This window comes from Nocardioides sp. ChNu-99 (genome assembly GCF_029493445.1).
GTDB lineage: Bacteria > Actinomycetota > Actinomycetes > Propionibacteriales > Nocardioidaceae > Nocardioides.
Window position 1 is genome coordinate 1 of the sequence record NZ_JAHWBL010000052.1, and the last position, 24,378, is coordinate 24,378.

Annotated in this window: 22 protein-coding genes; 2 read left to right on the forward strand and 20 right to left on the reverse strand. The window is 73.5% G+C overall.

Annotated elements, in window-relative coordinates:
* The 15 genes from KK617_RS14770 to KK617_RS14840 form a co-directional block, all read right to left on the reverse strand.
* A partial coding sequence (locus KK617_RS14770) for a DEAD/DEAH box helicase (protein ID WP_277500855.1) occupies positions 1-874 on the reverse strand: 874 nt, incomplete at its 3' end.
* A complete protein-coding gene (locus KK617_RS14775) occupies positions 871-1,737 on the reverse strand; it encodes a diacylglycerol kinase family protein (RefSeq protein ID WP_277500856.1) in 867 nt (288 codons plus the stop codon). The genes KK617_RS14775 and KK617_RS14770, both read right to left, overlap by 4 nt.
* A gap of 5 nt (positions 1,738-1,742) precedes the next feature.
* Positions 1,743-2,582, reverse strand: coding sequence for a twin-arginine translocase subunit TatC (tatC, locus tag KK617_RS14780; protein WP_277500857.1), 840 nt, complete (start codon positions 2,580-2,582; stop codon positions 1,743-1,745).
* Positions 2,583-2,600: 18 nt separating this feature from the next.
* A complete protein-coding gene (gene tatA / locus KK617_RS14785) occupies positions 2,601-2,882 on the reverse strand; it encodes a Sec-independent protein translocase subunit TatA (protein WP_346813248.1) in 282 nt (93 codons plus the stop codon).
* Between the two features lie 70 nt (positions 2,883-2,952).
* Complete coding sequence (locus KK617_RS14790; RefSeq protein WP_277500859.1) at positions 2,953-3,945, reverse strand: WYL domain-containing protein; 993 nt, start codon at positions 3,943-3,945, stop codon at positions 2,953-2,955.
* Positions 3,942-4,958 (reverse strand): WYL domain-containing protein, encoded by a 1,017-nt coding sequence (locus tag KK617_RS14795; RefSeq protein WP_277500860.1) that lies wholly within the window; start codon positions 4,956-4,958, stop codon positions 3,942-3,944. The genes KK617_RS14790 and KK617_RS14795 overlap by 4 nt, the downstream gene beginning before the upstream one ends.
* 27 nt (positions 4,959-4,985) lie before the next feature.
* Complete coding sequence (locus tag KK617_RS14800; RefSeq protein ID WP_277500861.1) at positions 4,986-6,152, reverse strand: FKBP-type peptidyl-prolyl cis-trans isomerase; 1,167 nt, start codon at positions 6,150-6,152, stop codon at positions 4,986-4,988.
* Positions 6,153-6,252: 100 nt separating this feature from the next.
* Positions 6,253-7,614: a Pup--protein ligase gene (pafA, locus tag KK617_RS14805; RefSeq protein ID WP_277500862.1), complete on the reverse strand. Its 1,362-nt coding sequence runs from the start codon at positions 7,612-7,614 to the stop codon at positions 6,253-6,255.
* A gap of 112 nt (positions 7,615-7,726) precedes the next feature.
* The gene (prcA, locus tag KK617_RS14810; protein WP_277500863.1) at positions 7,727-8,446 is read right to left on the reverse strand and encodes a proteasome subunit alpha; all 720 of its coding nucleotides are present in this window, start codon (positions 8,444-8,446) and stop codon (positions 7,727-7,729) included.
* Positions 8,446-9,321: a proteasome subunit beta gene (prcB, locus tag KK617_RS14815; RefSeq protein WP_277500864.1), complete on the reverse strand. Its 876-nt coding sequence runs from the start codon at positions 9,319-9,321 to the stop codon at positions 8,446-8,448. Before prcB ends, prcA begins: the two co-directional genes overlap by 1 nt.
* 3 nt (positions 9,322-9,324) lie before the next feature.
* Complete coding sequence (locus tag KK617_RS14820; protein WP_277500865.1) at positions 9,325-9,522, reverse strand: ubiquitin-like protein Pup; 198 nt, start codon at positions 9,520-9,522, stop codon at positions 9,325-9,327.
* A gap of 64 nt (positions 9,523-9,586) precedes the next feature.
* Complete coding sequence (dop, locus tag KK617_RS14825; protein WP_277500866.1) at positions 9,587-11,089, reverse strand: depupylase/deamidase Dop; 1,503 nt, start codon at positions 11,087-11,089, stop codon at positions 9,587-9,589.
* Positions 11,090-11,155: 66 nt separating this feature from the next.
* Complete coding sequence (gene arc, locus KK617_RS14830; RefSeq protein WP_277500867.1) at positions 11,156-12,916, reverse strand: proteasome ATPase; 1,761 nt, start codon at positions 12,914-12,916, stop codon at positions 11,156-11,158.
* Positions 12,917-13,040: 124 nt separating this feature from the next.
* On the reverse strand, positions 13,041-14,048 hold the full coding sequence (locus KK617_RS14835; protein WP_277500868.1) for a tRNA (adenine-N1)-methyltransferase: 1,008 nt from the start codon (positions 14,046-14,048) through the stop codon (positions 13,041-13,043).
* 34 nt (positions 14,049-14,082) lie between these two features.
* The gene (locus tag KK617_RS14840) at positions 14,083-15,246 is read right to left on the reverse strand and encodes a site-2 protease family protein (protein ID WP_277500869.1); all 1,164 of its coding nucleotides are present in this window, start codon (positions 15,244-15,246) and stop codon (positions 14,083-14,085) included.
* Positions 15,247-15,307: 61 nt separating this feature from the next.
* On the opposite strand from KK617_RS14840, the gene KK617_RS14845 reads away from it, so the two are divergent.
* Complete coding sequence (locus tag KK617_RS14845; protein WP_277500870.1) at positions 15,308-16,183, forward strand: PD-(D/E)XK nuclease family protein; 876 nt, start codon at positions 15,308-15,310, stop codon at positions 16,181-16,183.
* Here the strand turns inward: KK617_RS14845 and KK617_RS14850 are convergent.
* Together KK617_RS14850 and metH are read right to left on the reverse strand one after the other, a co-directional pair.
* A complete protein-coding gene (locus KK617_RS14850; RefSeq protein WP_277500871.1) occupies positions 16,180-16,860 on the reverse strand; it encodes an HAD family phosphatase in 681 nt (226 codons plus the stop codon). The two genes, KK617_RS14845 and KK617_RS14850, sit on opposite strands and share 4 nt — an antisense overlap.
* A 1-nt stretch (position 16,861) precedes the next feature.
* Complete coding sequence (gene metH / locus KK617_RS14855; RefSeq protein ID WP_277500872.1) at positions 16,862-20,590, reverse strand: methionine synthase; 3,729 nt, start codon at positions 20,588-20,590, stop codon at positions 16,862-16,864.
* A gap of 134 nt (positions 20,591-20,724) precedes the next feature.
* Between metH and KK617_RS14860 the strand changes: the two genes are divergently transcribed.
* The gene (locus tag KK617_RS14860) at positions 20,725-21,576 is read left to right on the forward strand and encodes a PAC2 family protein (RefSeq protein ID WP_277500873.1); all 852 of its coding nucleotides are present in this window, start codon (positions 20,725-20,727) and stop codon (positions 21,574-21,576) included.
* Here the strand turns inward: KK617_RS14860 and mshC are convergent.
* The 3 genes from mshC to KK617_RS14875 are packed head-to-tail and all read right to left on the reverse strand — an operon-like array spanning position 21,573 to position 24,255.
* On the reverse strand, positions 21,573-22,811 hold the full coding sequence (gene mshC / locus KK617_RS14865) for a cysteine--1-D-myo-inosityl 2-amino-2-deoxy-alpha-D-glucopyranoside ligase (protein ID WP_277500874.1): 1,239 nt from the start codon (positions 22,809-22,811) through the stop codon (positions 21,573-21,575). The two genes, KK617_RS14860 and mshC, sit on opposite strands and share 4 nt — an antisense overlap.
* Positions 22,812-22,840: 29 nt before the next feature.
* Entirely contained in the window at positions 22,841-23,680 is an 840-nt protein-coding gene (locus KK617_RS14870) for an SCO1664 family protein (RefSeq protein ID WP_277500875.1), read from the reverse strand.
* Entirely contained in the window at positions 23,677-24,255 is a 579-nt protein-coding gene (locus KK617_RS14875; RefSeq protein WP_277500876.1) for a DUF3090 family protein, read from the reverse strand. The genes KK617_RS14870 and KK617_RS14875 overlap by 4 nt, the downstream gene beginning before the upstream one ends.
* Positions 24,256-24,378 lie beyond the last annotated feature (123 nt).

Sequence of the window (24,378 nt, forward strand, 5' to 3'; positions counted from 1 at the left end):
GGCCCCGCCCGGCGCCCGCGCCGCCCTGGGTGCGCCCGCCCCGTTGCCCGCGCGGGGCGCGGCGGTCCCGGACCCGCACGCTCGCCCAGTCGTCGCGGGCGACGCGCAGCAGCTGCGGGTTCACCTTCGCGCCCGCACCGGCGAACCCCGCGGCGGCCTGCGCGTCGTCGCGCGCGAAGAGGTCGTGGAGGTGCCGCCCGACCATCACGTGCTGGAACAGCGGGACCGGGCGGCGCTCCTCGACGATCGTCGTGGTCTCGCCGCGGACGGTGGCCAGCCACTCGCCGAACTCCTCCGCGTTGGAGACCGTCGCCGAGAGGGAGGCCACCGTCACCGACTCGGGCAGGTGGATGATCACCTCCTCCCACACCGCGCCGCGCGAGCGGTCCGCGAGGTAGTGGACCTCGTCCATGACGACGTAGCCCAGGTCGGCGAGCGTGCGCGACCCGGCGTAGATCATGTTGCGCAGCACCTCGGTGGTCATCACGACCACGGGGGCGTCGCCGTTGACGGCGTTGTCGCCGGTCAGCAGACCGACCTGCTCCGCGCCGTACCGGTCCACGAGGTCCGCGAACTTCTGGTTCGACAGCGCCTTGATCGGGGTGGTGTAGAAGCACTTGCGGCCCTGTGCGAGGGCGAGGTGGACGGCGAACTCGCCGACGATGGTCTTGCCGGAGCCGGTGGGCGCGGCCACGAGGACGCCGCGGCCCTCCTCGAGCTCGCGGCAGGCCCGCAGCTGGAAGTCGTCGAGCCCGAAGCTGTAGTGGTCGGCGAACGCCCGCAGCTCGGGGTGCGCCCGCCCGGCCCGGAACGCGGCGTAGCGCTGCGCGGGGCTGAGGTCGTCGGTGTCGTCGGGTGCGCCGGCGCCGCTCACGCGAGCACCTCCACCGCGGCGGGGACGGTCGTGACCGTCAGGGGCAGCGGGCCCACGGGCTCACCGTCGGCGTACGCCGTGATGCCGGCCGCCGCCACCGTCACCGACCGCACGCGGTGGTGCTCGTACGCCGGGTGGCCCGTGTGGGTGCCGCGGTAGAGCGAGGGGAAGGCGCGGACGAGCCCGCGCCGGTCGAGGGACCGCACGACCACCACGTCGAGCAGCCCGTCGTCGGTGCGGGCCCCCTCCGTGATGCGCAGACCCCCGCCGAAGGACGAGGTGTTGCCGACAGCAGCGAGCACGGCCTCCACCGTACGCACCTGCCCGTCGAGCTCGAGGGTGTACCGGCGCGGCTGGAGGTGGCGCAGCTCGACCGCGGTGGCCAGCACGTACCGCGACGGGCCCCGCGGCCACGTCATCGCGGCGGCGCGGTCGGCGACGAGCGCGTCGAAGCCGCACGCCACGACGGTGGCCACCCACCGGTCCCCCACCCGGGCCAGGTCGAGGGTGCGGCGGGCGCCGCCCACGACGCGGTCGGCGGCTCCGGCCGGGTCGGCGGGGATGCCCAGCTCGCGTGCCAGGTCGTTGCCGGTGCCGGCGGGTACGACGCCCAGCGCCGTGCCCGTGCCCGCCACGTGCTGCAGCGCCAGGTGGACGGTGCCGTCCCCGCCGCAGGCCACGAGGGCCTCGACCCCGCCCGCGACGGCGTCGCGCGCCAGCGCGCTCGCCTCCTCCGCGCTGCCGCCCACCAGGTCGAGCACCTCGAACCCGGCGCGGCGCAGACGCGGCAGGGCCACCTCCCGGGCAGCGGCGCCCCGACCGCGGCCGGCCCCCGGGTGGGTGAGCAGCGCGATACGTCGCACGGTGCTCAGATCGGTGAGGGCTGGTCGTCGGGGAGGCCGGCGAACGGGGACCGCGCGGCCTTCCGCTTGTCGAGGAAGCGGGCGATGACCTCGGAGATCGCGACCAGCACGCACATCGGCCCGGCGAGGAAGAGCATCGTGAACGGGTCGGTGGACGGCGTGGCGAGCGCCGCGAACACGAAGATCCCGATGACGAACCACGCCCGGTACTGCCCGATCGTGCGGCCCGGGAGCACGCCCACGAGGTTGAGCAGCACGAGGAAGACCGGGATCTCGAAGGAGATGCCGAAGACCAGCAGCGTGCGCACCAGGAAGCTGAGGTAGTCGCCGAACTCCACCAGGTTGGTCAGGTCGGCCTGGGTGAACCCGATGAGGATCTCGAGGCCCTTCGGCAGCGTCAGGTAGCCGACCGCGACGCCGGCCATGAACAGCGGTCCCGCGATGGCCGCGAACACCCGGCTCCACTTGCGCTCGTGCGCGTGCAGTCCCGGGAGGATGAACGCCCACACCTGGTAGAGCCAGTACGGGCTCGTCGCCACGACGGCCGCCAGCCCGCACAGCTTCAGGTAGAGGATGAGGGGCCCACCGACGCCCGCGATGGTCGCCTGCGTGCTCGTCGAGTCGTCCAGCGCCGCACGCGCGGACTCGTAGGGCTGGAGGATGAGGTCGAAGATCTGGTCGAAGAAGAACAGGGCCACGACGAACGCCACCAGGAAGGCGACGAGCATCCGCAGCACCCGACCGCGCAGCTCACGGAGGTGGTCCGAGAGGGCCATCCGGCCGTCCGTGCCGACCTCGTGCTGCGGCTGGACCGAGAAGAAACGCAGGAGTCCCTTGATGGCCACGGCGCTCGGTGGGACCGATCAGCCGTTGGTGGTGTCGCGGCGCTCCGGGCGCACGACGTCGGCGTCCTCCACGGGACGCGTCTCGGTGCGGGCCGCCGGGATCCCGCGGGGCTCGTCGTCCAGCGTCGCGGACGAGGCGCCCTCCTTCGGGGTGTCGTCGTCGTCGCGCAGGCCCTTGGTCTCGGACTTGAAGATGCGCAGCGCCTGACCGGTGCCGCGCGCCAGCTCGGGGAGCTTCTTCGCCCCGAACAGCAGGATGACCACGAGCACGATCAGGACGAGCTCCCACCCGCCGGGCATTGCGATCAGGGGCTGAGTCATGGCTTCCTCACGTGGGGGACGACGGACGACCCCTCCATCGTACGGGACGTCACCGGTAGTGGCGGAGGGCCTGCCGCGCCCGCTCCGCGAGCTCGTCGCCGGGGCCCGCCGGGGCGAGCACCCGGGCGTGCGGCGCGAGGCGCAGCAGGAGGCGCTGGAGCCAGCGCGCGTCGGCCACGCGCAGGTCGACCTCGACCGCCCCGTCGCCCGCCGGGCGCACCGCCTCCACCGGGTAGTAGTCCGGCACCCACCGCACCTCCGCGTCGAGGCGCAGGGTGACGAGGGTGCTGCCCGGCGGCGGCACGAAGAGCTGCTCGGGTCCGGCCTCCGGGTCGCTCGGCGCCACCTCGTCGTGCTCCGTGGCCACGGGGGTGGGCAGCACACGGGCGGCGTGCACGCGGTCCACGCGGAAGGTGCGCGGCGCGTCCGCGGTGTGGCACCACGCCTCGAGGTAGAGCAGCCCGCCGTGCTCGACGAGCCGCGCCGGGTCGACGACCCGGGTGGAGACCTCGTCGCGGCTCGGCACGTGGTAGTCGATGGTGAGCTGGCGGCGCGCGGCGACGGCCTCGCGCAGCGTGTCGACGATCTCGGCGTCCCGCCCGCGCACCGCGGGCCCCTCACCGGGGTCGATGGTGGCGGTCTGGCCGCCCAGCGCGGTCTCGATCTTCAGCAGCGCCCGGTCGACGACGTCGCGCGTGGCCGGCGCCGCGTGGGTGCGCAGCACCCGCAGGGCCACGACCAGGGCGGACGCCTCCGTCGGCGAGAGCCGCAGGGGCCGGTCCAGGTAGTCGGCGTTCGACATGCGGATCAGCCGGTCGCCGTCGGGCTCGACGAGCGCGTCGATGTCGACCTCGATGAGGTCGTCGGGGTACCCGCCGGGCAGACCGCAGAGGAACAGCACGCGCAGGTCCTTGACCACCTGCTGCGGCGTCACGCCGAGGTCGCGGGCGGCCTGGTCGACGTGCACCGCGCCCCGGGCGTTGAGGTAGGGCACGAGGGCCAGCATCCGGCCCACCTGCTCGCGGGACCCGGCGCCGCTCACGGCGTCCCCCGGCGTGGCGCCACGCCGAGGCCGTCCAGCAGGGCCTCGAGGCGGCGTACCACCTCGTCGCGCAGGCGCGCCGGCTCCTCGACGACCACGTCGGGGCCGTGCTCGAGCACCGCCTCCACGACGCTGGGTCCGGACCCCTCCAGGCGCACCCGGTCCCAGGTGGCCCCGTCGGGACCGGGCACGCCCGGGGTCACCTCGACCGCGTCCCGGCGCAGGGCGAACCCGGTGCCGGGCCGCACGAGCAGCACGGCCGGTACGCCGGTGGGCGGCGGCGGCGCGAGGCGTCGGGCCACCTCGCCGACGTCGACGCCCTCGGGCGGCACGAACGCGTCCCGGCGACCGGTCATCCGGGCCTCCCCCACGATCCGGGAGAGGCGGAACACCCGCTCCTCCTGGCGGTCGACGTCGCGGCCCACGACGTACCAGCGGCCGCCGTGGCGCACGAGGCCCCACGGCTGCAGGTGGCGCTCGACGGGCGCGTCGTCCTTGGTGCCGCGGTAGTCGAAGACGACCTCGCAGCGCACGTGCACGGCCTCGACGAGCACGTCGAAGGCGGGCTCGGCCGCGCCGAGGCGCGGCGGCGAGATGCCCAGGTCGGCGCCGTCGTGGCGCTGGCCCTCCAGGGGGACCGGCACGCCGGCGGCCGACAGCTTGCGCACGCCGGCCAGCGTCGCGTCCGCGAGGCGGGCGCTCTCCCAGACCTGGGTGGCCACGCCCAGCACGGCGGCCTCGTCGGGGTCCAGCACGACGTCGGGCAGCGCGAAGTCGCCGGGGCGCACCAGGTAGCCCGGCTCGTCCTCGAACAGCACGTCGCGCTGGCCCACCTCGAGCGGGACGCCCAGGGAGCGCAGCTCCTCCTTGTCGCGCTCGAACATCTTCTCGAACGCGTCGTCGCCGGCGTCGGGGTAGAGCTCGGCCCGGATGCGCTCCTTCGGCACGTGGGTGCGCTGGACCAGCAGCATGATGAGCAGCTTCATCAGCCGCTCGCTGCGGTTCGCGCTCATCGCGTCACCTCGGGCCCGCGGGAGGGGTCACCCGGTGGTCGCCGGGGCGGTCGGCTCGGTGGCGGCGGGGTCCTCGGTGGCGGCGGGGTCCTCCGTGGCGGCGGGGTCCTCGGTCGCGGCGGGGTCCTCCGTGGCGGCGGGGTCCTCCGTGGGCTCGACGACCGGCTCGGGCAGCACGACGGAGCCGAGCACGTCGACGACGAAGTAGAGGGTGTCGGTGCCGGCGATGCCCGCGGCCTCGTTGCCCGCCTCGCCGTACCCGAGGGCCGGCGGGACCACGAGGATCACGCGGGAGCCGGCGGCCAGGCCGACGAGCCCCTCGTTCCAGGCCTCGATGACGGCGGCGTTCGGCCCGCCGACGACGAAGGACCGGGGCAGCCCGCCGCTGTAGGACTCGTCGAAGGGCGCCTCGCCCTCGTAGACCTGGCCCACGTAGTTCGCGATGAGGGTGGCGCCCTCCTCGACGACGGGGCCGTCGCCCTCCACGAGCGGGATCACCTGCAGCTCGTCGGTGGGCGGCGTCGCGCCGGCGAAGTCGAAGCCGGTCACCTGCGCGCCGTCCTCCACGAGCGCGGGCGTGCCGGCGGGCGGGGCGACCTCCTCGCCCGAGGGGCCGTCCGCGGCGCGGGCCAGCACGTCGACGACGTAGACCACCCCGTCGGCGTTGCCGATGCCGATGTTGGGCTGGCCCATCTGGCCGAACGCGTCGTCGGCGTCGGAGGTGACGAGCACCCGCGAGCCGGCCTTGACGCCGTCCACGCTCTCGACGATGGAGGTGGGCAGCGCGCCCGTGAGCGGGTCGAGCACGACGCTCACGGCGGACTGCTGCAGCGCCGCCTTGACGGCCGCCGACGGGGCGTCGGAGCTGACGGGCAGGAGCCCGGGCTCGTACTCGAACGTGGAGAACGCCTCCTGGCCCGTGTAGCCGTTGCCGACCCACACGTGCAGCATGGCGACGTCGCCCTGCTCGACGACCTCGCCGTCACCCTCGACGAGCACCTCGGAGGCGAACCCGTCGGGCTCCACGACGTCCTCGATCTCCACCTCGGGCGCCTGGCCGAACTCGCCCGACACCGTCACGAGGTCGAGGCCGTCGCCCGCCTCCTCCTCGCCGCAGGCGGCGAGGGCGGTCAGCGGGAGCACCGCGGTGAGCAGGAGGGCCGAGGGTCGTCGGACCGACCGGGCAGCGCGCACGAGGACACCTTCTTCGAACGTTCGGGGAGACGGCCGCGGTCACCCTACCGGCCGGGGCGTGGCGCCCTGCCGCCGCCTCGCCCGCCCCTGCGCGCCGGTCTCACATGCCGTCGACGAGGCGCTGGACCCGCTCGTCCTCGGAGCGGAACGGGTCCTTGCACAGGACCGTGCGCTGGGCCTGGTCGTTGAGCTTGAGGTGCACCCAGTCGACCGTGAAGTCGCGCCGGCGCTCCTGCGCCTTGCGGATGAACTCGCCGCGCAGCTTGGCGCGGGTCGTCTGCGGCGGCACCGACTTGGCCCGGAACGTGGCGAGGTCCGTCGTCACCCGGGCCGCCTGGCCCCGGCGCTGGAGCAGGTAGAACAGGCCGCGGTCCCGGCGGATGTCGTGGTAGGCGAGGTCGAGCTGCGCCACCCGGGGGTGGTTGAGCGAGAGCCCGTGCTTGGCGCGGTAGGCCTCGATGAGCTTCCACTTGATGACCCAGTCGATCTCCGTGTCGACGAGGCCGAGGTCGTCGGACTCGATCGCCTTGATGCCGCGCTCCCACAGGTCGAGGGTGCGCTCGATGACCGGCGTCGAGATGCCGCGACGGTCGACGAAGTCGCGCGCCTTCGACAGGTACTCCGACTGGATCTCGAGCGCGCTCGCCTCCCGCCCGTTCGCGAGGCGCACCTTGCGGCGCCCGGTGGTGTCGTGCGCGATCTCCCGGATGGCCCGGATCGGGTTCTCCATCGTGAGGTCGCGCATCACCACGCCCTCCTCGATCATCCGCAGCACGAGGTCGCAGCTCGCCACCTTGAGCAGGGTGGTCGTCTCGCTCATGTTCGAGTCGCCGACGATCACGTGCAGGCGCCGGTACTTCTCGGCGTCCGCGTGCGGCTCGTCGCGGGTGTTGATGATGGGGCGGCTACGGGTGGTGGCGCTGCTGACGCCCTCCCAGATGTGCTCCGCCCGCTGGCTGACCGAGTACGTTGCGCCCCGCGGCGTCTGCGTGATCTTCCCCGCGCCGACGACGATCTGGCGCGTGACGAGGAACGGGATGAGCACGTCGGCCAGGCGGCTGAACTCGCCCGCGCGGCCCACCAGGTAGTTCTCGTGGCAGCCGTAGGAGTTGCCAGCCGAGTCGGTGTTGTTCTTGAACAGGTAGATGTCGCCGGCGATGCCCTCGTCGTGCAGCCGCTGCTCCGCGTCGACGAGCAGGCCCTCGAGCACCCGCTCCCCCGCCTTGTCGTGCGCCACGAGCTCGGCGACGTCGTCGCACTCCGGCGTCGCGTACTCCGGGTGGCTGCCGACGTCGAGGTAGAGCCGGGCGCCGTTGCGGAGGAAGACGTTGCTGCTGCGGCCCCAGGAGACCACCCGGCGGAAGAGGTAGCGTGCCACCTCGTCGGGGCTCAGCCGGCGCTGCCCCCGGAACGTGCACGTGACGCCGTACTCGTTCTCGATCCCGAAGATCCGACGGTCCATGCACGAACACTACGACCACCCTCCTCACGCCGCGGGCGGGGGGGGCGGGGGGGCCGGGGGACGGCCCGGCCCCCGCGGGGGGGGGGGCGGGGGCCCCGCGGCCCCCGGGTGGTCAGGCGGAGGTGGCCCCCAGGACGGACGCGAGCTGCTGGGCCCGCAGCCGGCGGAACTTCCGGGTCTGGATGCGGGTGCGGTCGAGCACCGCCACCTCGAGCTGCTCGACCCCGATCTCGCGGTCGGTGGTCTCCCCGCGCTCGTTGCGCGAGTGCCCGAGCGCGGCGACGGCCACGCCCAGGGCGGTGGCGAGGTCCGCCCCCTCGGTGTAGTGCTCCTCGAGGTAGGCCCCCACGACGTCCGCGGCCCCGCCCATCACGGCGTACCGGTGCTCGTCGAAGACCTGGCCGTCGTAGGTGAGCCGGTAGAGCTGGTCCGCGCCCGCCTCGCCGCCGATCTCGCCGACGAAGATCTCCACCTCGTACGGCTTCTCGCCGCCGGAGGAGAAGATCGCGCCGAGGGTCTGCGCGTAGGCGTTCGCGAGGCTGCGGGCCGTCACGTCGCGCCGGTCGTAGGAGAACCCGCGCATGTCGGCCAGGCGGACACCGGCGATGCGCAGCGACTCGAACTCGTTGTAGCGGCCGACCGCGGCGAACGCGATGCGGTCGTAGATCTCGGAGACCTTGTGCAGGGCCTGCGACGGGTTCTCCGAGGCGAACAGGATGCCGTCGGCGTACTGCACCGCCACCACCGAGCGTCCGCGCGCGATGCCCTTGCGCGCGAAGTCCGCCCGGTCCTTCATCTGCTGCTCGGGCGAGACGTAGAACGGGGTGCTCATCAGGCGCCACCCTCCTGCTCGAGACGGGCCGGCGGCCCGTCGGGACGGACCAGCCGACCGGCCACGACCTCCTCGGCCAGCGCCGTCACCTCCGACTCGGGCAGCCGCGCGCCGCCCTCGGCCGTGACGACGTGGACGATCGGGAAGATCCGGCGCGCCACGTCGGGCCCGCCGGTCGCCGAGTCGTCGTCGGCCGCGTCGTAGAGCGCCTGCAGGGCGACGAGGGCCGCCGTACGGGCGTCGAGGTCGGGGCGGTAGAGCTTCTTCAGCGAGCCGCGGGCGAACAGCGAGCCGGACCCGACGGCGTGGAACCCGGTCTCCTCGCTGCGGCCCCCGACCACGTCGTAGCTGAAGATGCGGCCCGCGGCGGCGTCGAGGTCGTAGCCGGCGTAGAGCGGCACGACCGCGAGGCCCTGCATGGCCAGGCCCAGGTTGCCGCGGATGAGGGCAGCGAGGCGGTTGGCCTTGCCCTGCATCGACAGCGTGGTGCCCTCGATCTTCTCGTAGTGCTCCAGCTCGAGCTGGAAGAGCCGCACCATCTCCACCGCGAGGCCCGCGGTGCCCGCGATGCCGACGCAGCTGAACTCGTCGGCCGGGAACACCTTCTCGATGTCGCGGGAGGAGATGAGGTTGCCCATGGTGGCGCGGCGGTCGCCCGCCATCAGCACCCCGCCGGGAAACGTGAGGCTGACGATCGTCGTGCCGTGCGGGGCGATGTCGGCCCCCGCCCGGTCCGGGACGGGGCGTCGCCCCGGCACCAGGTCGGGCGCGTGGGTGGACAGGAGGTCGACGAACGAGGACGAGCCCGGCGTCAGGTACGACGCGGGCAGCCGTGCGCCCGGGAGCGAGCCCGAGCCGGGGAGATCACCGACCACGCGTCACTGACCGCCCTTCTGGATGAACGACTTCACGAAGTCCTCGGCGTTCTGCTCGAGCACGTCGTCGATCTCGTCGAGGATCGAGTCGACGTCGTCGTCGAGCGCCTCCTTGCGCTCGGCCACGTCGGTCTCCGCCTCCGGGGCGACCTCCTCGACCTCGTCACCTCGGGTGTGGGGCTTCTTCTGCTCCTGTGCCACGACCGGACCTCCTGTGTCGTCCTGTGTCGTCGGGGTGTCGTACGGACTCCCGACCCTAGCGGGCTCACCCCGTGAGGGCCGCGAACAGCTCCTCGGCGCTCGCGCACTCGTCGAGGAGGCGGCCCACGTGCGCCCGGGTGCCGCGCAGCGGGTCGACGGTGGGGATGCGCTGCAGCGACTCGCGCCCGGGGAGGTCGAGGATCACGGAGTCCCACGAGGCGGCCGCGACCGACGCGCCGAACTTGGCCAGGCAGCGCCCGCGGAAGTACGCCCGCGTCTCCTCCGGCGGCTCGTGGACGGCCTCGGCCACCTGCTCGTCGGTGAGCAGCCGCTCGATGCGGCCGCCGGCGACGAGGCGGTGGTAGAGGCCCTTCTCCGGGCGGATGTCGGCGTACTGCAGGTCGATGAGGTGCAGCTTGGCGTCGTCCCACGACAGGCCGTCGCGCTCCTGGTAGCGGCGCAGGAGCTGATACTTCGCCACCCAGTCGAGCTCGCCGGCGCACTCCATCGGGTCGCGCTCGAGGCGGTCGAGGACGCTGCCCCAGCGCACCAGCACGTCCTTCGTCGGGGCGTCGGCGTCCCCGCCGAGCCGCTCGTCGACGTACGCGTGGGCGAGCTCGAGGTAGACGCGCTGCAGCTGCACCGCGGTCATCGAGCGCCCGTCGCGCAGCCGCACGAGGTGGGTCAGCGACGGGTCGTGGGAGACGGCCCGCAGCGCCGCGACGGGGCCTTCCAGGGTGAGGTCGGCGGTGAGGAAGCCGTCCTCGATCATCGCCAGCACCAACGAGGTCGTCCCGACCTTGAGGTACGTCGAGACCTCCGCCAGGTTGGCGTCGCCGATGATGACGTGGAGGCGGCGGTGCCGCTCGGGGTCCGCGTGCGGCTCGTCGCGGGTGTTGATGATCGGGCGCTTGAGCGTGGTCTCGAGCCCCACCTCGGTCTCGAAGAAGTCGGCGCGCTGGCTGACCTGGAAGCCGTGCTCGCGCCCGTCCTGACCGATGCCGACGCGCCCGGCGCCGCAGACCACCTGGCGGGAGACGAAGAACGGCGTGAGGTGCCGCACGATGTCGGCGAACGGCGTCGAGCGGCTCATCAGGTAGTTCTCGTGGGCGCCGTAGGAGGCGCCCTTGCCGTCGGTGTTGTTCTTGTAGAGCACGATCCGCTCGCCCTGCACCTCGGCGGCCCGCCGGGTGGCCGCGAGCATCACCTGCTCCCCCGCCTTGTCCCAGCGCACGAGGTCGAGCGGGGTGACGACCTCGGGGCTGGAGAACTCCGGGTGGGCGTGGTCGACGTAGAGCCGGGCGCCGTTGGTGAGGATGCGGTTGGCCAGCCCCAGGTCCTCGTCGGTGAGCTGGGTGGGGTCGGCCTGGCCCCGGCTCATGTCGAAGCCGCGGGCGTCACGCAGCGGGGACTCCTCCTCGAAGTCCCAGCGCGCGGGCCGCGAGCGGCCGGCGGAGTCGTAGGAGCTCACCACCACCGACGAGGCCAGCATGGGGTTGGCCGTGGGCTGCCCGACCACGCTGATGCCGTACTCGACCTCGGATCCCATGACCCGCCGCACGCTCATGGGCCCGAGCGTACGTCGCGGCCCAGGTGTCCCCGGGCCGCGACGTGCCTGCTCAGGCCGGCCGGCTCACAGGTACTGCCCCGTGTTGCTGACCGTGTCGATGGAGCGACCCGGCTCGGTGCCCTGCTTGCCGGTGACGAGCGTGCGGATGAACACGATCCGCTCGCCCTTCTTGCCGGAGATCCGCGCCCAGTCGTCGGGGTTGGTCGTGTTCGGCAGGTCCTCGTTCTCCTTGAACTCGTCGACGCACGCCTGGAGCAGGTGCTGCACGCGCAGCCCCTTCTGGCCGTGGTCGAGGAAGTCCTTGATCGCCATCTTCTTCGACCGGTCGACGATGTTCTGGATCATGGCGCCGGAGTTGAAGTCCTTGAAGTACATGACCTCCTTGTCACCGTTGGCGTAGGTGACCTCGAGGAAGCGGTTCTCCTCGCTCTCCGTGTACATGCGCTCCACGGCCGCGCGGATCATCCCGTCGACGCACGCCTGGCGGTCGCCGCCGAACTCGGCGAGGTCGTCGGGGTGCAGCGGCAGGCCGGGGGTCAGGTACTTGCTGAAGATGTCGCGCGCCGACTCGGCGTCGGGCCGCTCGATCTTGATCTTCACGTCGAGGCGCCCGGGCCGCAGGATCGCCGGGTCGATCATGTCCTCGCGGTTGGACGCGCCGATGACGAGGACGTTCTCCAGCAGCTCGACGCCGTCGATCTCGCTCAGCAGCTGCGGCACGATCGTGTTCTCGACGTCGGAGGACACGCCCGAGCCGCGGGTGCGGAACAGCGAGTCCATCTCGTCGAAGAACACGATGACCGGCGTGCCGGCGCTCGCCTTCTCCCGGGCCCGCTGGAACACCAGGCGGATGTGGCGCTCGGTCTCCCCGACGTACTTGTTGAGCAGCTCGGGGCCCTTGATGTTGAGGAAGTAGGACTTCCCCTCCGCGCCGGTGCGCGCCGCCACCTTCTTGGCCAGGGAGTTGGCCACGGCCTTCGCGATGAGCGTCTTGCCGCACCCGGGCGGGCCGTAGAGCAGGATGCCCTTCGGCGGCTTCAGCTCGTGCTCGGTGAACAGGTCGGGGTGGAGGTAGGGCAGCTCGACCGCGTCCTGGATCTGCTCGATCTGGTTGCCCAGGCCGCCGATGGACTCGTAGGCGATGTCGGGGACCTCCTCGAGCACCAGCTCCTCGACCTCGGACTTCGGCACCTTCTCGTAGACGTAGCCGGCGCGGGAGTCGAGCAGCAGGGAGTCGCCGGCCCGCAGCGTCTCGGCCAGCAGCGGCTCGGCGAGGCGCACGACGCGCTCCTCGTCGGCGTTCGCGATGACGAGGACGCGCTCGCCGTCGGCCAGCAGCTCCTTGAACATGACGACCTCGCCGACCTGCTCGAAGTCGAAGGCCGCGACCACGTTGAGCGCCTCGTTGAGCAGCAGCTCCTGGCCCCGGCGCAGCTCGTCGACGTCGACGGCGGGGCTGACGGCCACCCGCAGCTTCCGGCCGCCGGTGAAGATGTCGACCGTGTCGTCGTCGTTGCGGGCGAGGAAGACGCCGAACCCGGCGGGCGGCTGGGCGAGGCGGTCGACCTCCTCCTTCAGCTTCGTGATCTGGTCGCGGGCGTCGCGCAGCGTGCCGGCGAGCCGCTCGTTCTGGCTCGTGACCGCCGCCAGCGAGCGCTGCGTGTCGGCGAGCCGCAGCTCGAGGCCGCGGCTGCCCCCCGGCGTGTCGGCCACCCTGCGCCGCAGCTCGACGATCTCGGACTCGAGCGCACGGACCTGGGCTGCGAGCACCTCGGCCTGCGCGGCCTGCTCGGGACGGGCACCTGGACTGTCGGACGTCGCCATGAGCGTCACCACCTCCTACCGGTGCACTCGACCCTACTCCCGGAGCACGCCGATGGAAGGTCGTGACCACGCCCGGGGGATCACGATCCGGTCGCGCCGGCCCGCTGGCGGGCCGGCGCCCGCGTCAGTCCTCCAGCACCTCGTCGGCGACGGCGGGCGGGACGTCGGCCGGGCGGGGCCCGGTGTAGTCCACGCCGTAGGCGCCGGGGGCCGGGCGGCGGGTCTTGCGGGGGGCGCGCTCGCCGGGCGCCATGCGCCGGGCGGTGACGAGGAAGGCGGTGTGGCCGATCATCTTGTGGCCGGGCCGCACGGCCAGGCCCTCGACGTGCCAGTCGCGGACGAGGGACTCCCACGCGGCGGGCTCGGTGAAGCCGCCGTGGGCGCGCAGCGTCTCGACGACGCGGCTCAGCTGCGTGGTCGTCGCGACGTACACGCACACGATGCCGCCGGGCACGAGCACGTCGGCGACGGCGTCGACGCACTCCCACGGCGCGAGCATGTCGAGGATGACGCGGTCGGCGGGCTCGCCGTACCGGGGCAGCTCCTCGGCCAGGTCGCCGAGGCGCAGGCTCCACGACGGGTGGGTGCCGCCCTCGGGGGCGCCGAAGAACTGGTGGACGTTGCGCCGGGCGACGTCGGCGAACTCCTCGCGCCGCTCGTACGACGTCACGCGGCCGTAGGGGCCCACCGCCCGCAGCAGCGAGCAGGACAGGGCGCCGGAGCCGACGCCGGCCTCCACGACGCGGGCGCCCGGGTAGATGTCGGCCAGCGCCACGATCTGGGCGGAGTCCTTGGGGTAGACCACGGCCGCACCGCGCGGCATCGAGACGACGAACTCCGAGAGCAGCGGGCGGAACACCAGGTACTGCCCACCGGCCGACGACGTGACGGTGAAGCCCTCCTCGCGCCCGATCATCTCGTCGTGCTCGAGGTGGCCCTTGTTGCTGAAGAAGCGCTTGCCCGCCTCGAGGGGGAAGTTGTGCCGGCGCCCCTTCTGGTCGGTGAGGCGGACCCACTCGCCCTCGCGCAACGGCCCGCGGTGCACCCCGGACCACGCCTCGGGCGGCACGTCGTGGGGAGCCGTGGGGCTCGGGGAGGGCGCGGGCGTCGTGGCGGGTACGGCGTCGGGCATGGGCGGCAGGGTAGTCGCGCGGCCGCCGGGGGCGTCAGTCGCGGGCGCGCAGCGACCGGTCGAGGTCGGCGAGCGACAGCACGCCGTACGGGCTGCCGTCGGCCTCGACCAGGAGGTACTCCGACGACGGGGTGAGCGTCAGGGCGTCGACCAGGGCCTCGCCCGTGAGGTCCGCCGGCAGCCGCAGCCCGTCGTCGAGGCGACGTGCGACCTCGGAGACGGCCGCCCAGGGGCGGCGCTCGGCTGGCACGCGGCGCAGGGCGGCCTCGCTGACCAGCCCGGCGGGGGTGCCGTCGGCAGTGGTGGTGACGATGCCGCCCGCCTCGGCGGCCTGCGCGCGTCGTACCGCCTCCGCGACCGAGACGTCACCGGGCACCAGCAGCGGACGCCGGGCCAGCTCGCGGGCCCGCAGGGCGGGGATGCGGCGGCGCACCCGGGCGTTGGCGATCACCGCCGAGGCGCCCGCCCACAGGAAGGCGGCGACGAGGCCGGCGAGCAGGAAGTCGAGCAGCTGGGGGGTCGTGCCGAGCAGCTCGCCGAGCAGGACGGGCCAGCCGAGGGCGAGCACCGCGACGCCGCGGCCGGTCCAGCCGGCGGCCAGCGAGCCCCGGTGGCGGTCGCCCGTCAGCTTCCACACGCCGGCCTTCATCACCCGGCCGCCGTCGAGCGGCAGCCCGGGCACGAGGTTGAGCACGCCGACGAGCAGGTTGGCCCCGGCCAGGCCCTCGACGGCCAGCAGCAGGAGGCCCCCCGGGGTGACGAACCACAGCGCGACGGCGGCGGCGCCGACGGCGATCGAGGCGAGCGGACCGACGACCGCGATCCAGAACTCCTCGCGCGGCCGGCGGGCCTCGGTCTCGACCGCGGTCATGCCGCCCAGGAAGTGCAGCGTGATGGAGGTGACGCGGTGCCCGTAGTGGCGGGCCACGACGGCGTGCGCCGCCTCGTGGACGAGCACCGACAGGTAGAGCAGGACGGCGAAGGCGAGCCCGGCGACGTAGCGGCCCGCGCCCAGGCCCGGCTCGACGCGCTCGACGACGGGCGCCATCACGAAGGCGATGACCGCGGCGACGACGAACCACGACGAGGAGACGAGAACGTCGCTCCCGGCGATCGAGCCGATCCGCAGCGTCCCGGCGGGACGCCGGGCCCGGCCCGCGGGCGGTCCGGGGCGGGTGCCGGAGCCTGGGTCGTCCACGTCACGAGGCTATCCGACGAGCCTGCGCGGACCGTCGGTCCGCTCGCCTAGGGTTGCTCCCATGTCCTCCCCGGCCGATGCCCTCTCGACGCTGTCGGCGTCGGGCGAGGTCGCCGGCACGCTCTCCCCCAGCCGCGCCGGCGACTTCCTCACCTGTCCCCTGCTCTACCGGTTCCGCCACGTCGACCGCCTGCCCGAGCCCACGTCGCTCGACGCGCTGCGGGGCACGCTGGTGCACCGGGTGCTCGAGGTGCTCTTCGACGTCGCGGCCGACGAGCGCACCCCGGAGCGGGCCGCAGAGCTGCTCGGCCCCGTGTGGGAGGAGCTGCGCGCCGACGACCCCGCCCTGGCCGAGGCGTTCGCGACCCAGGGCGTGGCGGAGGACGGCTGGCTGGCCGCCTGCCAGGAGGTGCTCGCGCGCTACTTCACGCTGGAGGACCCCCGGCGCCTCGAGCCCGCCGAGCGCGAGCTCTACGTCGAGACGGTGACCCCGTCGCGCCTGCTGCTGCGCGGGTTCGTCGACCGGCTCGACGTGACGCCGGACGGCAGGGTGCGGGTGGTCGACTACAAGACGGGGCGTGCGCCCGGCGCGGGCTTCGAGGCCAGGGCGCTGTTCCAGATGAAGTTCTACGCGCTGGTGCTGTGGCGCACCCGCGGCGTGGTGCCGGCGATGCTGCAGCTGATCTACCTGGGCAGCGGCGAGGTCATCCGCTACCGCCCCGACGAGGCGGACCTGCTGGCCTGCGAGCGCAAGGTCGAGGCCGTCTGGTCGGCCATCGACGCCGCGACGCGCACCGGCGAGTGGCAGGCGCGCAAGAGCCGGCTGTGCGGCTGGTGCTCGCACCAGGCCCTCTGCCCGGTGTACGGCGGCACTCCCCCGCCGCTGCCGACGCCGACGGCGTCCGCCGAGCGTCCGGCCCTGCCCGTGCTGTCCTAGCCGCCGACGAGCGTCCACAGCCCGCGGGCGTCGAGCCCGGCGAGCGTGTCGTGGCTCGTGTGCCCCGGCCCGGCCGGCACCTGCACGTGGTGCGGCACCGCCAGCACGCGGCACCCGGCGGCGACGGCGGACGCGACCCCGGTCGCCGAGTCCTCGATCGCGACGCAGTCGCCCGGGTCGACCCCCAGCGCGGCGGCCGCGGTGAGGTACGGCGCGGGGTGCGGCTTGCCGTGCTCGACCTCGTCCCCGGTGACGACGGCCGCGAACGTCCCGGCGGGCAGGCCCGCCAGGATCGGCTCGACGAACCGGCGGTAGGACATGGTGACGAGCGCGCAGGGCACGCCCGCGGCGGCGAGGTCGGCGAGCAGCTCCCGGGCGCCGGGGCGCCAGGGCACCTCGCGGCGCACCTTCTCCACCACGCCGTCGAGCAGCAGCTCGACGATCTCCTCGGCGCTCGGCTCGATGCCCATGTGCTCGCGGATGTAGCGGCCCGACACGAGCAGGTCGTTGCCGACGAGGTTGAGCGCGTGCTCGGTGCTCCACGTGCCGCCGTACCGCTCGGCGAGCTCGAACTCCGTGGCGATCCAGTACGGCTCGGTGTCGACGAGCGTGCCGTCCATGTCCCACAGGGCGGCGGCGGGCAGGCCGGTACCGCTGCCGGTGGTCGCGTCGGCCACGTCAGTCCTCGGGGTCGTAGCCGAGGTTGGCCGACAGCCAGCGCTCGGCCTCGGCCAGCGTCCAGCCCTTGCGCTCCGCGTAGTCCGCGACCTGGTCGCGACCGAGCCGGCCGACGACGAAGTACTGCGACTGCGGGTGCGCGAAGTACCAGCCCGAGACCGCCGCGCCGGGCCACATGGCCATCGACTCGGTGAGCGTGATGCCCGTGGTCTCCTCGACGTCGAGGAGGTCCCACAGCGTCAGCTTCTCGGTGTGCTCGGGGCACGCGGGGTAGCCGGGCGCGGGACGGATGCCGGTGTAGCGCTCCGCGATGAGCTCGTCGCTGCTGAGCCGCTCCCCCGCCGCGTGGCCCCAGAACTCGGTGCGCACCCGCTCGTGGAGCCGCTCGGCGAACGCCTCGGCCAGGCGGTCGGCCAGGGCCTCCAGCAGGATCGCGTTGTAGTCGTCGAGGTCGGCCTGGAAGGCCTTCACCCGCTCCTGGAGCCCGATGCCGGTCGTGACGGCGAACGCGCCGACGTGGTCGGCCAGGCCCGTCTCCTCGGGCGCCACGAAGTCGCCCAGCGACCGGTTGGGCACGCCCTCGCGGTGCTCGCCCTGCTGGCGCAGGTGGTGCAGCACGGCGCGCTCGGAGGTGCGGGAGTCGTCGTCGTACAGGACCGTGTCGTCACCGCGGCCGGCCGCGGGGAAGAAGCCGAAGACGCCCCGGGCCGTGATCCACCGCTCGGCGATCAGCTGGTCGAGCATGGCCTGCGCGTCGTCGTACAGCCGGCGGGCGGCCTCACCGGTCGTCGGGTTGTTGAGGATGTCGGGGAAGCGCCCCTTCATCTCCCACGCGTTGAAGAACGGCTGCCAGTCGATGTAGTCGCGCAGCTCGCCGAGGTCGTAGTCGTCGAGCACGTGCACGCCCGGCCGGGCCGGGGCCACGGGCTCGTACGACGACCAGTCGATCGGGGTGCGCCGCTCCCGCGCCGCCTCCAGCGACACCAGCTTGCGCTCCTGCTTGCCGGAGTGCCGGGTGCGGAGCGCGTCGTAGTCGGTGCGGGTGGCGGCCAGGAGCTTCTCCCGCTGCGCGCCGTCGAGCAGGGCCGCCGCGACGGGGACGGAGCGCGAGGCGTCCTTCACCCAGACGACCGGGCCGTCGTAGCGGGGGTCGACCTTCACCGCGGTGTGGGCACGCGAGGTGGTCGCGCCGCCGATGAGCAGCGGGATGTCGAGCCCCTGGCGCTGCATCTCGTTGGCGAAGTTGACCATCTCGTCGAGGCTCGGCGTGATGAGCCCGGACAGGCCGATGATGTCGGCGGAGTGCTCCTTCGCCGCGTCCAGGATCTTCTGGGCCGGCACCATCACGCCGAGGTCGATGACCTCGTAGTTGTTGCACGCCAGCACGACGCCGACGATGTTCTTGCCGATGTCGTGCACGTCGCCCTTGACCGTGGCCATGACGATCGTGCCGTTCGTGTCCTTCGCCGTGGCGAGCGCCGGGTCGTTCGCCTTCTCCTCCTCGATGAAGGGGATGAGGTAGGCGACCGCCTTCTTCATGACGCGGGCGGACTTCACGACCTGCGGGAGGAACATCTTGCCGGCGCCGAAGAGGTCGCCGACGACGTTCATGCCGTCCATCAGCGGGCCCTCGATGACCTCGATGGGCCGGCCGCCGCGTGCCGCGATCTCCTGGCGCAGCTCCTCGGTGTCGGCCTCGACGAACCCGTCGTTGCCCTTCACCAGCGCGTGGGTGATGCGCTCGCCGACGGGCAGGGAGCGCCACTCGTCGGCGACCACCTCGGCCACCTCGCCGCTGCCCCGGTGCTCCTCGGCGATCTCGAGGAGTCGCTCGGTGGCGTCGGGGCGCCGGTTGAGCACCACGTCCTCGATGCGCTCGCGCAGCGTGGGGTCCACCTGGTCGTAGACCACGAGGGCGCCGGCGTTGACGATGCCCATGTCGAGGCCCGCCCGCACGGCGTGGAAGAGGAAGACGGCGTGGATGGCCTCGCGCACCGGGTTGTTGCCGCGGAACGAGAACGAGACGTTGGAGATGCCGCCCGACACGTGGGCGCCGGGGAGGTTCTCCCGGATCCAGCGCACCGCCTCGATGAAGTCGGTGCCGTAGGCCGCGTGCTCCTCGATGCCCGTCGCCACGGCGAACACGTTGGGGTCGAAGATGATGTCGTCCGGCTCGAAGCCGACCTCGTCGACGAGGATCCGGTAGGCGCGGGCGCAGATGTCCTTGCGCCGCTGCAGCGAGTCGGCCTGGCCGTCCTCGTCGAAGGCCATGACGACGGCGGCGGCGCCGTAGCGCAGCACCAGCCGGGCCTGCTCGCGGAACGCGTCCTCGCCCTCCTTCATGGAGATCGAGTTGACGATCGGCTTGCCCTGCACGCACTTGAGGCCGGCCTCGATCACGTCCCACTTCGAGGAGTCGACCATGAGCGGCACGCGGCTGATGTCGGGCTCGGAGGCGACCAGCTTGAGGAAGCGGTCCATGGCGGCGACGCCGTCGAGCATGCCCTCGTCCATGTTGACGTCGATGACCTGCGCGCCGTTCTCCACCTGCTGCACGGCCACCGACAGGCCGGCGTCGTAGTCGCCGTCCTTGATGAGCTTCTTGAACCGCGCGGAGCCGGTGACGTTGGTGCGCTCGCCGATGTTGACGAACAGGCTGTCGGCGTCGACCGTCAGCGGCTCGAGGCCCGCGAGGCGCAGGGCGGGGCGCACCTCGGGCACGACGCGGGGGGTTCCGCCCTCGACGGCTCCGGCGATCGCGCGGATGTGGTCGGGCGTCGTGCCGCAGCAGCCGCCGACGAGGTTCACCAGCCCGGCCTCGGCGAACTCGCCCACGATGGCCGCGGTCTCGGCGGCCGCCTCGTCGTACTCGCCGAAGGCGTTGGGCAGGCCCGCGTTGGGGTACGCCGAGACGAACGTGTCGGCCACCCGCGCCAGGTCGGCGAGGAAGGGGCGCATCTCCCGCGCGCCCAGCGCGCAGTTGAGACCGACGAGCAGCGGCTGGGCGTGCCGCACGGAGTACCAGAACGCCTCGGTGGTCTGGCCCGACAGCGTGCGGCCCGAGGCGTCGGTGATGGTGCCGGAGATGACGATCGGCCACCGGCGGCCCAGCTCGGCGAACAGGCCGGTGACGGCGAAGATCGCCGCCTTGGCGTTGAGCGTGTCGAAGATGGTCTCGATGATGAGCAGGTCCGCGCCGCCGTCGACGAGCCCGCGGGCCGCGGTCGTGTACGCCGCCACGAGCTCGTCCCAGGTCACGTTGCGCGCGCCGGGGTCGTTGACGTCGGGGCTGATGGAGGCGGTGCGCGTCGTCGGGCCCAGGGCACCGGCGACGTAGCGGGGGCGCTCCAGGGTGCTGTGGGCGTCGGCGGCCTCGCGGGCCAGGGTGGCCGCGGCGTGGTTGAGCTCGTAGTCCAGCTCGGCCATGCCGTAGTCCGAGAGCGAGATCGCGTTCGCGTTGAACGTGTTGGTCTCGATGATGTCGGCGCCCGCCGCCAGGTACTCCTCGTGGATGCCGCGGATGATGTGCGGCTGCGTGAGGGTCAGCAGGTCGTTGTTGCCGACCAGGTCGGACCCCCAGTCCGCGAACCGCTCGCCGCGGTACCCCGCCTCGTCCGGGCGGTCGCGCTGGATGGCCGTGCCCATCGCGCCGTCGATGACGAGGATGCGCGAGCGCAGCGCCTCGGAGAGCTCGGCGGTGCAGTCGGGGCGGTGGTGGGGAGCCGGCACGAGTCAACCTTCCGTCACGGGTCCAAGAGGTGGACGGGCGTACCAGATCGTGACACCCGGGCGGCGGAGGCCCGAAATCCCGGGCCCACCCGGCCGCGCCGGGGGCACGAGCGGGCCCGGACTAGGCTGGCCGGGTGATCGAGTTCGACGACGTCCCCGGCCTGGTGGACCCCCTGGTGATCGCCGCCTTCGAGGGGTGGAACGACGCCGCCGACGCCGCGAGCGGCGTGGTCGACCACCTCATCGACGTCTGGGGCGCCCGTGTCGTCGGGGCGGTCGACCCGGAGGAGTTCTACGACTTCCAGGTCAACCGGCCCACCGTCGGCACCGACGAGCAGGGCATGCGGCGCGTCACCTGGCCGACCACGCGCATCGCGGTCGCCTCGCCCCCGGGTCTCGACCGCGACGTCGTGCTCGTGCGGGGCATCGAGCCCAACATGCGCTGGCGGCAGTTCTGCGCCGAGCTCCTCGCCGCCGTCGACGAGCTGGGCGGCACGATGGTCGTCACCCTCGGAGCGCTCCTCGCCGACTCCCCGCACACCCGGCCCATCCCCGTCTCCGGGACGGCGTCCGAGCCCGAGCTGGTCGACAGCCTGAAGGTGGACGAGTCGACCTACGAGGGCCCGACCGGCATCGTCGGCGTGCTGCAGGACGCGTGCATGCGTCTCGACGTGCCGTCGGTGTCCTACTGGGCCGCGGTGCCGCACTACGTCGCCCAGCCGCCGTGCCCCAAGGCGACCCTCGCGCTCGTCAACCACCTCGAGGACCTGCTGGGCGTCTCCATCCCGCTCGGCGACCTGCCCGAGGACGCCCGGGCGTGGGAGCGCGGTGTCGACGAGCTCGCCGAGGAGGACGAGGAGGTCGCGGAGTACGTCCGCGCCCTCGAGGAGAGCCGCGACACCGCCGACCTCCCGGAGGCCAGCGGCGAGGCGATCGCCCGCGAGTTCGAGCGCTACCTCAAGCGCCGCGGCGGCGCGGAGGGCTAGAGGACGACGCCGAGGGCGGCGTCGACGACCTGGCGGACGACGCGGGCGGCGTCGGGGTCCGACGTGTCGGCGAGCCCCGTCGTGCCGAGGGTCGCGTCGACCCAGTCCTGCACGACCGCCAGGGCGGTCGGGGCGTCGAGGTCGTCGGCGAGGGCGGCGAGCACGCGCTCGACGACCGGCCCGGCCGGGGCGCCCGCCCCGAGCGCGACGGCCTTGCGCCACGACTCGAGGGTGCGGCCGGCGGCCCACAGCAGGTCGTCGGTCCACTCCCAGTCGGAGCGGTAGTGGTGGGCCAGCAGCACGAGACGGATGGCCATGGGGTCGACGTCGCTGCGGCGCAGCTGCGAGACGAAGACGAGGTTGCCGCGCGACTTCGACATCTTCTCGCCGTCGTAGGCCACCATCCCGGCGTGCACGTAGGCCCGGGCGAACGGGTGGGCCGGCACGGCGACCTGGGCCTCGGACGCGCACATCTCGTGGTGCGGGAAGACGAGGTCGCTGCCCCCGCCCTGCACGTCGAACGCCGAGCCGAGGTGGCGCAGCGCGATGGCGGTGCACTCGATGTGCCAGCCCGGCCGGCCCCGGCCCCAGGGGCTCTCCCACGCCGGCTCCCCCGGGCGCTCGGCGCGCCACAGCAGGCAGTCCAGCGGGTCGCGCTTGCCGGCGCGGTCGGGGTCCCCGCCGCGCTCGCCGAAGATGGCCCGCATGGTGGCGCGGTCGGCGCCCGACACCGTGCCGAAGCCCGGGTCCGCCGCGACGGAGAAGTAGAGGTCGTCGTCGACGCGGTAGACGGCGCCCGCCTCCGCGAGCCGCTCGACGAGCTCGATCACCCACGGGATGGACTCGACGGCGCCGACGTAGTGCGCGGGCGGCAGGACGTGCAGCGCCTCCATGTCCTCGCGGAACAGCTGCGTCTCCCGCTCCGCGATGTCCACCCAGCTCACGCCCACCTTGTCGGCGCGCTCGAGCAGCGGGTCGTCGACGTCGGTCACGTTCTGGACGTAGGTGACCTCGTGGCCGGCGTTGCGCCACGCGCGCACCAGCAGGTCGAACCCGACGTACGTCGCCGCGTGACCCATGTGGGTGGCGTCGTAGGGCGTGATGCCGCAGACGTAGAGGCGCGCGGGCCCGTGGGGCTCCGTCGGCGCGAGGCGGCCGGTGGCGGTGTCGTGGAGCGAGACCCGCGGGCCCGTCACCGGGAGGGTCGGGACGTCGGGAGCAGACCACGCACGCATGCTCGGAGCCTATCCGGACCGCCGACCCGTCAGAACGGCGGCCACGGGATGACCGGCCAGTCCTCGCCCGGACCGGGCAGGTGCCCGTCGTCGAGCAGCGCCCGGCAACGGGCGCGGGCGGCGACCACCTCGAGCGGGGTGACCAGGCGGCGCAGCCGCTCGCCGAGCTCGCCGCCGAGGTCGGCCTCGAGCCGCTCCAGCACGGCGACCTCGTCGGGGAGCAGGGCCTCACCGGCCCAACCCCACAGCACGGTGCGCAGCTTCGGCTCCTCGTGGAAGGTCAGGCCGTGGTCGACGCCGTACCGGTGGCCGTCGGCCATCTCCAGCACGTGCCCGCCCTTGCGGTCGGCGTTGTTGGCCACGACGTCGAGGACGGCCATGCGGCGCAGCGCGGAGGTGTCCTCGTGCACGAGCGCGACCGGCTCGTCGGCCGCGTCGAGACCGTCGAAGACGTGGTGCCACCCGGCCGGCACCTCGCCGGCCCGCACGACGTCGACCGCGGACTGCTCCGGGTCGGACTCCTGCCACGCCTGCACCATGCCCGGCCCGTGCGGACCGTCGCGCAGCACCGTCGGCGGCACGACGTCCCATCCCGTGGCGACGGACAGCTCGTACGTCGCGACCTCCCGGCCCGCGAGCGTGTGGTCGGGGAAGTCCCACAGCGGCCGCTCGCCGCGGACCGGCTTGTAGACGACCCGCGCGCCGGCGACCTCGCCGACGAACGTGGCGTTCGAGGCCGGCATCACGCGGCCCTGCAGGCGCAGCTCGCCCTCGAGGAGACGGGCCGTGCGCTGCTCGTCCGGCTCGCGGACCTCGCCGGGCTCGTGTGGCCCGCCGGCCTCGCCGGGCTCGTGGGGCTCGGGGCTCACGGGTCGCGGCGGCGGAAGCCGTTGGCCCGGACGCACAGGTGGCCGTCGGGGTCGATCGGCTCGGCGCAGAACGGGCAGGTGGGTCGGCCGGCCTCGACCACCGAGACGGCGCGCTGGACGAAGGCCCGGGCGGCGCCGGCGGAGACCCGCACCAGCAGGATCTCGTCCGGCTCGGGCTCGTCGATCTCCTCCTCCGGCTGGCCGGGGGTGATGAGCGCCTCCTCGGTGAAGGGGAAGACCTCGATGACGATGCGGTCGTCGGCCGGGTCCCACGACAGCGTCATGGTGCCGGCGCGGAACTCGTCCTCGATGGGCTGGTCGAGCGGGTCGTTGTCGACCAGGTCGACGGGCGCCAGCGCGGGCACGATCCCGGTGTGCTGGTCGCTGCCCATGACCTCGTCGAGGAGCTCGTCGACGCGCTCGGCGAGGGCGAGGACCTGCTGCTTCTCCAGGGAGACCGACACCACGCGCACGTCCGCGCGGGCCTGCAGGAAGAACGTGCGCGAGCCCGGCTCCCCCACCGTGCCGACGACGAAGCGGTCCGGGGGGTCGAAGCGGTGCACCACGGGAGGCATGCCAGCAACCTTAGGGGGCGGGTGGCGGGGCGTCGGGCCCGGCGCCGCCCCCCACGACCGCGTCCCCCGCGTCGGCGCCGGTGGCGCCCGCGCCGGACGCCGCGGGGGTGGCCGTGGCGGGCG